Here is a 12293-nt window from a genome sequence, read left to right as displayed (position 1 = left end):
ATGTAGCGTAGTGTCTGGGGCGTTAACCGTCCAATCATATGATTCGCGTCGGCGATACCAATTTCGGTATAGCGGGCGGTATCGGCTGTGGCATGGACGTGGGCAATGCTGCGGGGCTCGCTTCGGGCATGGGCGGCGATGGAGCGTGGCGTTGGAGATGCTTTTTATGCGCTTAAGTGCTCGACATGGGTTCGGGCACGCGGTGAGTGAGTGGCCGGCTTTCGGCTTTCGGCTTTCGGCTTTCGGCTTTCGGCTTTCGGCTTTCGGCTTTCGGCTTTCGGCTTTCGGCTTCGGGCTTCGGTCTGCGGGCTGCGGGCTGCGGGCTGCGGGCTTTCGGCTTCGGGCTTTCGGCTTCGGGCTGCGGGCTGCGGGCTTCGGGCTGCGGGCTGCGGGCTGCGGGCTGCGGGCTGCGGGCTTCGGGCTTCGGGCTTCGGGCTTCGGGCTTCGGGCCGAGGATGAAACGGCCGACGGCCAACCAGCAAGCTAGCGGGCTGCTCCGCGCGGCGTCACCCAACGAAACGTCAGATTGATTCGCTCGCCGGCCACGCGCGGCTCCTTCGGCACGCGATGCCGCCAGTTAGTCTGCGTGTCGCCCTTCATCACCAGCATGCTGCCGCCCTTCAGCGAAAACGACTGCACGACGCCGGTCCTGTTGTGCCGCAAGTCGAAAGTGCGTGCGACGCCCAGGCTGATCGACGCAATCACCGGCCGGGCGCCGAGCTCGGGTTCGCGGTCCGCGTGCCACCCCATGCTGTCGGTGCCGCTGCGGTAGCGGTTGATCAGCACGCTGTTAAAGCGCACGTGGCAGGCTGCCTCCGCAGCGGCCCGCAGCTCGGCGACGGTCCGGGTCCACGGTTGCGGTACGTTGCGAATTCCGGAGTAGACGTAGACCGCATCCGGCTCGCCCTGCCAGGCAGTCAGCCGCGGCAGCGGCACACGGCCGGCAGGCGTGCCCATCATGTCCTGACGCCATGCCACTTCGCCGATGAGTTGCGTCAAAGCGTGCGCCGCGACCTCGGGCGCGAGCCACTCGGGATACCAGTCCACGTCGGGCGCCGGAAGGTCATCGAAAAGGTCCGCCATGAGATTGCCTGAATGCGATTGCGCACGCGATAGGTGCGCGAGTGAGAACCCTGGCTATTATGGCGGCAACGACGACGACACTCACGCCTGTGGCTTGCGCTGTCATCCGCCGCTGTCATCCAGTTTTCTCACTCTGCTACTTCAACGGATTTCCACCATGATTCTTTCCGATCAGGCTCTCGATCAGCTCTTTCGCGAAGCGCGCACACATAACGGCTGGCAGGCCAAACCGATCGACGACGTCGTGCTCAAACAACTCACCGAGCTCGTGTTGCTCGGACCGACCTCGGCCAATTCGAGCCCCGGCCGCTTCGTCTACGTGAAAACGCCCGAAGGTAAAGAGAAGCTGCGTCCGGCCTTGTCGGCGGGCAATCTGGAGAAGACCATGGCGGCGCCGGTCACGGTGGTCGTCGGGATGGACATGGCGTTCTACGAGCATCTGCCGAAACTGTTTCCGCATGCCGACGCGCGCAGCTGGTTCGCGGGGAACGACAAGGCGATCGCCGATACGGCCTTTCGCAATTCAACGTTACAAGGTGGCTATCTGATTCTCGCGGCCCGCGCGCTCGGTCTGGACACCGGGGCGATGTCGGGATTCGACGCCGCCAAGGTCGACGAGGCGTTCTTCGCGGGCACAACCGTGAAGTCGAACTTCCTGATCAATCTGGGCTACGGCGACCCGTCGAAGCTGTTCCCGCGCAGCCCGCGCTTCTCCTTCGACGAAGCCGCCCGGATCGTCTGACAGGCCTTTGGCCGCCGGTCCGGTTATCTGAAGAGCGCGACGTAGAACACCACCGCGCCGATCAACGCACCGATAAAGCAGAAGCCTTCGTTGGCGTCGTCGCCATTGGAACGCAACCACGCGCCGACGACGCCGAACAGCCCTGCGATGCCGAGCGCAACGCAGACCATGACCACGTCGAATAACGCGCTTTTGCCCAGTTCCGAGAAGTCGATGTCGCGCACGCCAAAGTACAAGGCGAGCGCCATCAGCGATATGCCCACCAGCGGCAGCATGACGTGGCTGCCCTCTCGTCCAACGTGGTGCCCATGAAGTACGTGGCGTACGTGATTGCCCGATCCAAGCAGTTTCATGATGCGTCTCCTGCCGCGCCCTCAACCGACGGCAAAACGAACCGCCCCTGGCCCGCGATAGCCCTGAGGCAAGCCGGTTCTATTCGAGAATAGTGCACCCGGAACACAATTCAAAGCCCATTTAATTAGGGTGTCGCCGCAACTCGGACGGGCAACATGCGGCAAAGGGAATTGCTGCAAGGCGACACCTGTCATCCGCGTCAGAGACGGATGTGTACGGCCGCCCCTGGGAGCAACTGTGGCGCCCGTCGGCAAGGGGTTGCACATCTCGGTAGAATGATCCGGCTCGTCCGCTATTTCATGCTTGCGGTTGGCGAGCCGCCGCCGTTGCTCCGCTCGTGCCGGCCCCTTCCCGCCCCTATCCTCTCTATGCGCCGCTCATCGTTTCTTGTTCGCATCATCCTGATTGGCATCCTGCTGCATATCTACGTCGGCTTTCGTCTGATTCCCGACATGCCGGTCAGTGCCTCCGGCCGATGGCTGTGCGCGTTGTGGCTGGTGCTGTCGATCTTTCTCATACCGCTCGGGATGCTGGCGCGCACCATCAAACAGCAGCCGCTCAGCGACCGCCTCGCGTGGGTCGGTCTGCTGGCGATGGGCTTCTTCTCGTCGCTGCTGGTTCTGACGTTCGTGCGTGACCTGGCGCTTGCCTCGCTGCTCACCGTCGATGCAATCTGGCCGAACACGATTGCAATCGCGCACTGGCGCATCGGCTCGGCGGCAGCGGTACCGTTGCTTGCGCTGCTCTCGACACTCGTCGGCCTGTTCAACGCACGGCGCCGCGCAAGGGTGGTGACAATCGAGGTGCCGATCGACGATTTGCCGCCCGCGCTCGACGGCTTCACGATCGTTCAGATCAGCGATATCCACGTCGGCCCGACCATCAAAGGCCGTTATGTGGACGCGATCGTCGACGCGGTGAATCGTCTGAAGCCAGATCTGATTGCCGTCACCGGCGATGTGGTAGACGGCAGCGTGCCGCAACTGACCAGGCACACGCAACCCCTGTCGCGGCTCAGTGCGCGTCATGGCGCGTTCCTCGTGACCGGCAACCACGAGTATTACGCCGGCGCTAACGCCTGGATCGACGAGTTCCGGCGCCTGGGGTTGAACGTTCTGCTTAACGAGCATGTGATCGTGGAACACGACGGCGCGCGCGCCGTGATTGCCGGGGTGACGGATTACTCAGCGGGCCATCATGACCCGCTGCATCGCAGCGACCCGGTTGCGGCCCTCGCAGGCGCCCCTGGCGACGTGTTGATCAAAGTATTGCTCGCGCACCAGCCGCGCTCTGCCGAAGCAGCCGCAGCAGCAGGTTTTACGCTGCAGCTATCCGGCCACACGCACGGCGGCCAGTTCTTCCCGTGGAATTTCTTTGTGCGTTTCCAGCAGCCATTCACGGCCGGTCTCGCACGGCTGAACGGCCTGTGGGTCTACACGAGTCGCGGCACCGGCTATTGGGGACCGCCGAAGCGTCTGGGGGCCCCCTCGGAGATCACGCGATTGCGCCTCGTGCCCGGCGAGCCCGATTGAAACGTCCAACCAGGCGCCAAGTATTCGGCTCGCCGAAGTCATATTCGCATGCGCGAAAAAAACGCGGACGTCTGCAAAAGACATCCGCGCTCCGGCGCTGACGCGCCGCTTCAGCTAATCAGACTTACTGTGCAGGCGCCACGGCCACGCTGACCTGCGGTGCGTACGCCACCGACACTTGCATACCCGGCGTCACGCCCGCGACCTTTGCCGGCTCGCGGCCCTGGATATGAAACACCGCGCCATTCGGACCCTTCAGGGCCATGATGCCGGACGCGTGGTCGATGGCCTGAACTTCGGCGGTCACGTTCTGTGCGGTGTTCTGCTGTACCGGTTGAGCAGCCGTGCCGTGGCCGTCAGCACCACGCGTAACGCTGACCATGGCGTTGCGCATCATCCGGATGTGGACCTTGCCACCCTGCTTGATCTGCGCCAGGTTGCTCGTATCGGTGATATTGAACGAAGCTTCACCGCCCTGTGCGTCGAGCACGGTCACCGAATGTTTAGCCTGGTCGACCGACTTCACGACACCATCGGCCTGCAGCGTGCTGCTGCCTTCAAACGGCGCGGGCAGACCGGCGGCGAACGACACGAGCGGAGCAGCAACAATCAATGCACCGGCAATAATGCCAAGAGCCTTATCTTTCATACATTCCTCAAATTGGGTGAACAGCGGAAAAGAGACGATGTTGTGCGGATCGGATGCGCCTCGCATGGCGCAAGGACAACCGAAAAATTCCTGGGCGAAACCGTGAGAAGTGAAACGAGGATTGAGCGCCAAAGCCGCACGACGTGTTTCGAAGTGTGCAAACAGTGTGTTTTCCGGGATGGACACCGTCAATATTCGGAGTCCGTATTTATGCAAGGAAAATTCTGAGCTTGACGCGGAAAATTCCGCAAGCATCCCACAACGCATTCCGCCGCCATGCTTCATCTCGGCTTGACTTAGCTTTGCAGAACTGCCTAAAATTCGCCCAATTCATTTAACCGGAATCACGATCTTGGACAGTAGCAGTAGTACCAGTCGAGCTTCGATTCGCCCGATCGCCTGATCGGCAAGATTTCCGCGCCAGCCTTTGCCTGTCGCCGTCTTGCCTTCAGGCTCGACGGTGCACGTCGTTTTTACCCTCGTACTGCCAGTGAAGCGCCGCACGGCTCGATGCCTTGCGCATGCTCCATGACTTTTGCGTCGCGAGCCCCGGCTCGCATGCCTCGTCACGCCTGACTGCGCCCGCGTTCCACCTTCGGATACCTGATGCTGTCACGCGTGGGGTTCACACTGTGCGAACACGCGCCTCAACCTTTCTTACCGATGACAATTGAATTCGTCTTGCGGCTCTTTGCCGCCTTCAGCTGCGGCGTCGCGATCGGCCTCGAGCGGCAGATGCGCCAGCGCAGCGCCGGGCTGCGCACCATCACGCTGGTCGCCAGCGGCGCCTGCCTGTTCGTTACGCTCGGCGTGTTGACCGGCAACGGCACCGCCGGCATCACGCAGATTGCCGCGTATGTCGTATCTGGCGTCGGCTTTCTCGGCGGCGGCGTGATCATGCGCGACAAGGGATCCATTCAGGGGATCAACACCGCCGCGACCTTATGGTGCTCGGCGGCAGTCGGCGTATTGTGCGGTGCGGGGCATTACGGCCCGGCTCTTGCCGGCACCGCGGTCGTGCTGCTGACCAATACGGTATTGCGTGAAGTGAGCCGTATGATCAACGCAACGCCCGTTTCGAACGCCGACCTCGTACGTGAGTATGTGCTGACGATCGTGTGCCGGGAGGCTGATGAGATTCACATTCGTACTGCGGTATCCAACTCGATGTATTCCACACCGCTGTCGTTCCAGAGCCTGACGAGTGAAGACGTCGACGACGATACGGGACGCATTCGCGTTACGGCAACATTAAAGCTGCATCCGAAAGATCAGCCGAAGCTCGAACAGATGGCGAGCCGCATCAGCATGGAAAAGAGCGTATCGAGCGTCAGCTGGACGGCCAAAGAAGCGGAGCCGACGCCGGAGTGAGCCATCATGCGTAAGCTCCCCATATTTGCGCGCATCGTCTACACTTAGCTTGCAATAGATTTAGACAATGTTAATTCCGCGTCCTGAATATGGACTGTCCCATAACCTTCGACTAAGCTCTGTCACCGTGAATTTTTCACACTCAACTATGGAGTCTCGATTATGGAACACGGCATCATTGCATGGCTCATCATCGGCGCGATCGCCGGCTGGCTGGCTGGCGTGCTCGTCAAGGGCGGCGGCTTCGGCCTGATCGTCGACATTATCGTCGGGATTGTCGGCGCATTCATCGGCGGCTGGCTTGCCGGTGTGCTGCACATTTCGCTTGGCGGCGGCTGGATCGGTTCGATCATTACCGCTGTGATCGGCGCGGTCATTCTGCTGTTTCTTATCCGGCTCATCCGGCGCGGCACCTGAGCGTTGCACCTGATGTCTTACGGCGTCAGGGGCGAATGCCACCTGACGCCGTCTCTACTTATTGTTTAGAGAAGCGCCTCTACTGCCGGCAACATCGAGCCGGTGTCACGCAGCCGCGTATGCAAGGCGAAAGCCTGGTCCAATCGATGCGGCGTTTGCCCACCCCATTGCACGGCGTCCCGATAGTAGTCGCGAAGCAGATCGCGATAGAGCGGATGCGTGCAGTTCTCGATGATCAACGTAGCGCGTTCTCGCGGCGCCAGTCCGCGCAGATCGGCCAAGCCCTGCTCCGTCACGACCACGTCCACATCGTGTTCGTTGTGATCGCAGTGCGGGACCATCGGCACCACGCTCGAAATACGCCCACCCTTCGCCATCGACTTCGTCGCAAAGATCGCGCATGACGCATTGCGCGCGAAATCACCCGAGCCACCAATGCCGTTCATCATGTGCGTGCCGCCGACGTGCGTGGAATTCACATTGCCGTAAATATCGAACTCCAATGCGGTATTCAACGCGATCAGACCGAGCCGGCGAATCACTTCAGGATGGTTGCTGACCTCCTGAGGACGCAGCACCAGGCGATCGCGATAGCGTTCGAGCTCGCCGAACACTTGCGCCTGGCGCGCGGCCGACAACGTGATCGACGCACCCGAGGCGAACGTCACCTTGCCGGCGTCCATCAGATCGAAGGTCGAATCCTGCAGCACTTCTGAGTAAATTTCGAAGGCGTCGAAGGGCGAATCGACAAAGCCGGCCAGCACCGCATTGGCTATCGTGCCGATGCCTGCCTGCAACGGCGGTAAGTGACGGGGCATGCGCCCGCGCGACACTTCGTGCTGAAAAAACTCAATCAGATGGCCGGCGATCAACTCGGTTTCCGCATCCGCGGGCAGCACCGTGGACGGGCTGTCCGCCATATCGGTGATGACGATTGCCGCGATTTTGTCGAGCGGGATCTCGATGGCCCGCGTGCCGACCCGGTCTTGCGGATGCACGATCGGCAGCGGTTCGCGATTCGGCCTGCGGCCCGGAATCCAGATGTCGTGCAGTCCCTCGAGGGCGAGCGGCTGGGCAAGATTGATTTCGACGATGACCTTGTCAGCGAGGATCGCGAAGCTGGCCGAGTTGCCGACTGAAGTGGTCGGCACAATGCCGCCGGTTTCAGTGATCGCGGCAGCTTCGATAATGGCGACATCGAGTTTGCCGAGTTGATTGGCGCGCAGCATTTCGACGGTTTCAGACAGATGCTGATCGACGAACATCACTTCACCGCGATTGATCGCATCACGCAAGGTCTTGTCGACCTGAAACGGCAAGCGGCGCGCCAACACATGCGCCTCGGTGAGCATGCGATCCACGTCGTGACCAAGCGATGCGCCGGTCATCAACGTAATTTGCAGCGGCTTGCCTTCCTGACGGACCCGCTCGGCGAGCGCGACCGGGACAGCTTTGGCATCGCCCGCGCGCGTAAAGCCGCTGGCGCCAACGCGCATGCCGTCCTTAATCAGAAGCGCCGCCTCGGCGGCTGAAGTAATTTTTCCGCGCAGCGCGGAGCAACGAATCCGGTCTTGATACATGAAACTGAGTCTCTCCATAGTCACCAGTCCAGTCTACCGGTGCGCACGTCTGCGGTGTGCTTCGCTCAGTAGCCAGATTGTCGCACCAGCCGCGGCGTCTCGATGGGACGGCGTCGCGGCCAGGCGTTTCGTCGCGTGCAAGATTCCCGCGACAGGTACTGCAGGTACTGCAGGTACGGCGGGTGTTGCTCGTGGCGCTGCTTAGCTGCCGAAGTAGATATTGCAGAAGCTCACAGGCCCGACGCACTCTTTGGCTTTGGCTTTCGGTAGGGCGACGCGGTTTTGCACGGCGACGCTATTGGCGCGCGCATTCGCTTGCGCGACCTGTTGTTCCGAAGCAGCCGGCGCCGTTTGCGCATGAGCAACAGCAGCGGACAAAGAGCAGGCAATCAGGGCAATCTTCAACACGTTCATTTCGTTCTCCAGTACTTCCGGTTACACCCCGTAGGACTTTGGGGACTGCGTGGCAGTGATGAAACTATATGACCGCCGCCTGTGCAGATAAACGGGGGTGGACGGAAGTGATCTTTCCATCTGGCAGAAGGATCGGGGCACACGACTGATCCAACGCGCACGGGTCAACGCGCATTGAAAGGCGCGTCTTTGTCGAGCAACGCTGTGCGGATGAAGTGCAGGCAACTCAGAATGCGCTGCAGGTCGTGCCGCTTGTCGCGGTCGGCATGAACGGTTTCCAGTACGTCCTGCGCAATCCATGTGGCCGAGCGCACGGATACGAGCGATCGCTCGAGAGCACGCGCGTCAGGCCGCTCGAAAAGCCGCGCGAGGTCATCGCAAGTCTGCGCGAGGCTGCTGCTCCAGCGCGAATGAAGCGCTTGCGCATAGCGGGCACGCGCCGCTTCATTACGCAGATCGATCACGGCGTGCCCTACTTCGAGCGTGACGAGCATCCAGCGCAAGGCATCACGGCGGCGTCGGGAGCGGCGAGTCAGTAGCATGCGCAACTGCGAGGTCAAATCGTGTGTGCTCGACTGGAAGCGCTGATTGAGTCCGGGCAGTTCGTCCTTGCACGCAGACACGACTTGCGCGCGCAAATCACCCTTGATTCTCTCGGTGAGCCACGGCATATCCGCTGGAAACACGACCGCGAAAACGATCGCTGCAAGTAAGAGGGACGCCGTGATCGCTATACCGTTGTTGATCAGCAGATCGGGCGCATACGTGACGACGTTGTCCGGCCCGGCGAGCAGGCAGAAGAACACCGAAAAGCCGATGCCATACCCTGCCGCGCGCTTGCGCGACGCGATGAAGGCGCCGAATGCAAGCACCGGGGCGAGCGTCGCGCAAAGCAGCGGAAAACCGTCGATGTTGGGATACACGTAGCACGTGAAGAGGTAGCCGGTCATGGTCGCCAGTACCGCGCCGACTGCCATCTGCACGGCCATTTTCGATGCGTTCGGCGCAGTAGACGTCAACGCACAGGCCAACGCTGCGCCGATCACTGCCAGACCGCCGCTGGGCCAGTCGGTGGCGATCCAGAACCAGCCGGCAATCGCCATGACCGCGGCCGACCTGGCAAAGGTGAACGCGACCGCAAAGCCGTTCGTCTTGCTTACGTAGCGGCCGGCAGTACGCTGCCCGGCTCCCGGCTTGCGCCGCGCCAAAGACGCGTATGTCTCGGAGTAACGGATCCATTCGTCGACGAAGCGATATAGCAATTCCGCGGCCGTATCGAAGTCCGCCAGCGACTCAGCGGGGGCGGCTTCCAGCGGCCGTCTCGTTTCGCGTACGCGCCTCGGCAAGCTCGCCTGAAAGTGCCGCATATGGGTTGCTGCGCGTGATGTATCAACGTCCGCGTCCTGGGTGGACGCCAGCAGTGTCGACAGCTCGTGAAAGTACGGCGTGATGGCGTCGACTATCCGGCTCCGGCCGTTTGCGCGCAGACGTTTGAGCAATTGATGCAGCGCATGCAGCCGCGCGCATGCGTCCATGAACTCTCCGTTCAGACGGCCGAGATGCTGGCTGCGTGAACGCATGGCCGGATCTTCGAAAGCTGCAAATGTTCGCGTCGCCTCAAAGCCGACGATCTCGTCGACGAGGTCCGCAAAGCGCCTTTCAAACTGGCCCCGCTCGACTCCACGACCCAGCACGTCGGCAGCGAACGCAGTAAAATTGATATATCGAATGTGGAGCGCGCGCCGCAATGCCAGGCTGGAGCGCTGCGGCACGATCAGTGCGCTCACTGCGCTCGAACACACGATGCCAACCGCCACCTCCGCCGCGCGCGTGAGCGCCGCCAGAAACAGATCGTGAGGCGCCGTGACATTCGGAATGCCGATCAGAGCGGCGGTATAACCTGCCAGCACAAAGCCGTACCATCTGAAATGCCGATACCGGACTGCCGCCGCAATACAGGCGCTCACCCACCCGATCATGCCGAACATGTACCACTCAGGCTGCTGGACGAACAGCGCGCCGAGCACCAGTGCGGCGATCGTACCCACCGCGGTACCGAGAATTCGATAGAAACTCTTGGCGAGCACCATGCCGCTAAACGGCTGCATCAGCACGAACACCGTGGTCATCGCGATTCGCGGCTGCTGGAGATCCAGCAACATGGCAATGCCCAGCGCCAGCAGGCCCGCGGTGACCGTTTTCAGCAGATGCAGCCAGATCAGACCGTCGCTGTTCGCCCAGTCGCGAATGGCCGGACTGAGCGTTGGCAACATGACGCTCCACTGCCGGCGGGAATCCGGCGTCGGTTTGATCGCATGTTGGCGTTTCATCAGAAAGCAACGCGTCCCGGTTTGTCGCTGAAAGAAGCACCGGTGAACGCTGCGCACACCGGCGGGCAAGGCGCCGATTGTAGGAGCATGCGCTGCGCGCATTAATAGGACTGGCGCGGAACGTCCCTTCCAGAACAAACAACAATGCGCTCGCGGGACAGGCGGACAATACGGCTTCAGCCGTGAAATAGAAGGATCGATGGATACGTTACAAAATATGCGAGTGTTCGTGCGCGTGGTCGAAGCCGGTAGTTTTACCGCCGCCGCGCAGTCGCTCAATTCGACGACTGGCGCGATGTCCCGCGCGGTCTCTGAACTCGAGGCTCATCTGCGTACGCGCCTGCTGAACCGGTCGACGCGGCGGCTCGCGCTCACCACAGCGGGCGAGCGTTACCTGAAGCGATCTCAGCAAATCCTTGCAGATGTCGATACGGCGGAAGAAGAAGCAAGTTGCGCGCACGAACGCCCGAGCGGCGCGTTGCGCATGCACAGCTTTGCCAGCATCGGCCAGCATTACGTGCTTCCGGCCATCTCGCGGTATCGCGCGCTTTATCCCGAAGTAACCGTCGAGCTGACATTGTCGCAGCGCATGCCTGATCTATTCGAAGGCAGCGCCGACGTCGCGGTGATCGGTGCCTCGACTCTGCCGAATTCCGACCTCGTATCGCTCCCGCTTGGTACAACTTTCAGCATCCTGTGCGCATCGCCTGCTTACGTGCGCACTCATGGCGCGCCGCAACAGCCCAGCGACCTGTCGCATCACGAATGTCTGATCCTGCACACGCCGGCATTTCCGCCTCACGAATGGGTACTCGACGGCCCCAACGGCAGCGAAATGATGGAAGTGAACGGACCCGTGCATGTGAATATCGCGGAATCGCTGATTGTCGCGATTCGCGAGGGAATGGGCATTGGTATGGTGCCGCTTTATGCGGCGATCGCCGGGTTGCGTGACGGGACGCTGGTCCGCGTGTTGTCTGAATATACGCTGCAGAAGATGAACGTTTACGCGTTGTATCCGTCGCGCAAGTTCATCGATGCGAAGACTCGGACGTGGGTTGAGTTCTTACGTACGCATCTGCCGAAGGTGATTGCACGCGACGAGGCATTACTTGCGGAAGTCGGCCAGATGTATGCAGCGGATGGCGTGGCGCCTGTGGGAGAGCCCAGCATTGGGGATGGGGACGCCGCTGCACACTGACGCAGATTTTGAAACCGAAGAGACGCCGGGAGAAACCTCGCCGGCGATTTCCCGGCAACATTGCCGCCGCTTTTTACGGCCGCAAACGCAAAAACCCCACCTTTTCGGGTGGGGTTTTTGCCTGCTGCTGGGGAGCCTGACGATTACCTACTTTCACACGGGAATCCGCACTATCATCGGCGTGGAGTCGTTTCACGGTCCTGTTCGGGATGGGAAGGGGTGGGACCGACTCGCTATGGTCATCAGGCATGACTTGTTGTCGTGTCGCCTTTGTGGGCGGCACAACCAATCTGGAAGAAGTAGTTTCTGGTGATGCTCACCAGGGGTAAAGCTGTTGGGGTTGTGTTGTTTCTGGCACAACACTGATCTCAACCGTCACGTGCTACCCCCTTTCGGGGGTGGCTCTGAGTAAGCGCTAAAGCGCTAACTCATTGCGTAAAACACACCGGTTATAGGATCAAGCCTTACGGGCAATTAGTATCAGTTAGCTTAACGCATTACTGCGCTTCCACACCTGACCTATCAACGTCCTGGTCTTGAACGACCCTTCAAGGGGCTCGAAGCCCCGGGGATATCTCATCTTAAGGCGAGTTTCCCGCTTAGATGCTTTCAGCGGTTAT

General features: G+C 61.0%; 11 protein-coding genes and 2 rRNA genes. 5 read left to right on the top strand and 8 right to left on the bottom strand.

Annotation, left to right across the window (positions count from 1 at the left end):
- Window positions 1-483: 483 nt before the first annotated feature.
- Complete coding sequence (locus tag HHL24_RS17800) at window positions 484-1083, bottom strand: alpha-ketoglutarate-dependent dioxygenase AlkB family protein (protein ID WP_169486748.1); 600 nt, start codon at window positions 1081-1083, stop codon at window positions 484-486.
- A 157-nt stretch (window positions 1084-1240) separates the two neighbouring features.
- Here HHL24_RS17800 and HHL24_RS17795 point away from each other — a divergent pair, with 157 nt between their 5' ends.
- A complete protein-coding gene (locus HHL24_RS17795) occupies window positions 1241-1825 on the top strand; it encodes a malonic semialdehyde reductase (protein ID WP_169486747.1) in 585 nt (194 codons plus the stop codon).
- 23 nt (window positions 1826-1848) lie between these two features.
- Here the strand turns inward: HHL24_RS17795 and HHL24_RS17790 are convergent, their stop codons facing one another.
- A complete protein-coding gene (locus HHL24_RS17790) occupies window positions 1849-2178 on the bottom strand; it encodes a hypothetical protein (RefSeq protein WP_169486746.1) in 330 nt (109 codons plus the stop codon).
- Window positions 2179-2547: 369 nt separating this feature from the next.
- Between HHL24_RS17790 and HHL24_RS17785 the strand changes: the two genes are divergently transcribed.
- The gene (locus HHL24_RS17785; protein ID WP_169486745.1) at window positions 2548-3711 is read left to right on the top strand and encodes a metallophosphoesterase; all 1164 of its coding nucleotides are present in this window, start codon (window positions 2548-2550) and stop codon (window positions 3709-3711) included.
- A gap of 124 nt (window positions 3712-3835) precedes the next feature.
- Here the strand turns inward: HHL24_RS17785 and HHL24_RS17780 are convergent, their stop codons facing one another.
- Window positions 3836-4615, bottom strand: a complete 780-nt coding sequence (locus tag HHL24_RS17780; RefSeq protein ID WP_407947513.1) for a hypothetical protein — start codon at window positions 4613-4615, stop codon at window positions 3836-3838.
- A gap of 408 nt (window positions 4616-5023) precedes the next feature.
- Between HHL24_RS17780 and HHL24_RS17775 the strand changes: the two genes are divergently transcribed.
- Window positions 5024-5731, top strand: coding sequence for an MgtC/SapB family protein (locus HHL24_RS17775; RefSeq protein ID WP_169486744.1), 708 nt, complete (start codon window positions 5024-5026; stop codon window positions 5729-5731).
- Window positions 5732-5893: 162 nt separating this feature from the next.
- Complete coding sequence (locus HHL24_RS17770) at window positions 5894-6148, top strand: GlsB/YeaQ/YmgE family stress response membrane protein (RefSeq protein ID WP_007176844.1); 255 nt, start codon at window positions 5894-5896, stop codon at window positions 6146-6148.
- Between the two features lie 65 nt (window positions 6149-6213).
- Here HHL24_RS17770 and HHL24_RS17765 read toward each other — a convergent pair whose 3' ends face one another.
- The 3 genes from HHL24_RS17765 to HHL24_RS17755 form a co-directional block, all read right to left on the bottom strand.
- Entirely contained in the window at window positions 6214-7728 is a 1515-nt protein-coding gene (locus HHL24_RS17765; protein ID WP_169486870.1) for an acetyl-CoA hydrolase/transferase family protein, read from the bottom strand.
- A 201-nt stretch (window positions 7729-7929) separates the two neighbouring features.
- Complete coding sequence (locus tag HHL24_RS17760; protein WP_169486743.1) at window positions 7930-8142, bottom strand: hypothetical protein; 213 nt, start codon at window positions 8140-8142, stop codon at window positions 7930-7932.
- Between the two features lie 164 nt (window positions 8143-8306).
- Window positions 8307-10472: an FUSC family protein gene (locus tag HHL24_RS17755; protein WP_169486742.1), complete on the bottom strand. Its 2166-nt coding sequence runs from the start codon at window positions 10470-10472 to the stop codon at window positions 8307-8309.
- Window positions 10473-10671: 199 nt separating this feature from the next.
- On the opposite strand from HHL24_RS17755, the gene HHL24_RS17750 reads away from it, so the two are divergent.
- Window positions 10672-11673, top strand: coding sequence for a LysR family transcriptional regulator (locus tag HHL24_RS17750; protein ID WP_169486741.1), 1002 nt, complete (start codon window positions 10672-10674; stop codon window positions 11671-11673).
- A gap of 134 nt (window positions 11674-11807) precedes the next feature.
- On the opposite strand, the gene rrf is transcribed toward HHL24_RS17750, so the two are convergent.
- A 5S ribosomal RNA gene (rrf, locus tag HHL24_RS17745) occupies window positions 11808-11920 on the bottom strand.
- A 206-nt stretch (window positions 11921-12126) separates the two neighbouring features.
- A 23S ribosomal RNA gene (locus HHL24_RS17740) occupies window positions 12127-12293 on the bottom strand; the annotation flags it as partial.

It is taken from the genome of Paraburkholderia polaris (assembly GCF_012927345.1).
Lineage (GTDB): Bacteria > Pseudomonadota > Gammaproteobacteria > Burkholderiales > Burkholderiaceae > Paraburkholderia > Paraburkholderia polaris.
The sequence above is the reverse complement of the archived record's forward strand: the minus strand, read 5'-3'. Positions and strand labels throughout refer to the sequence as shown.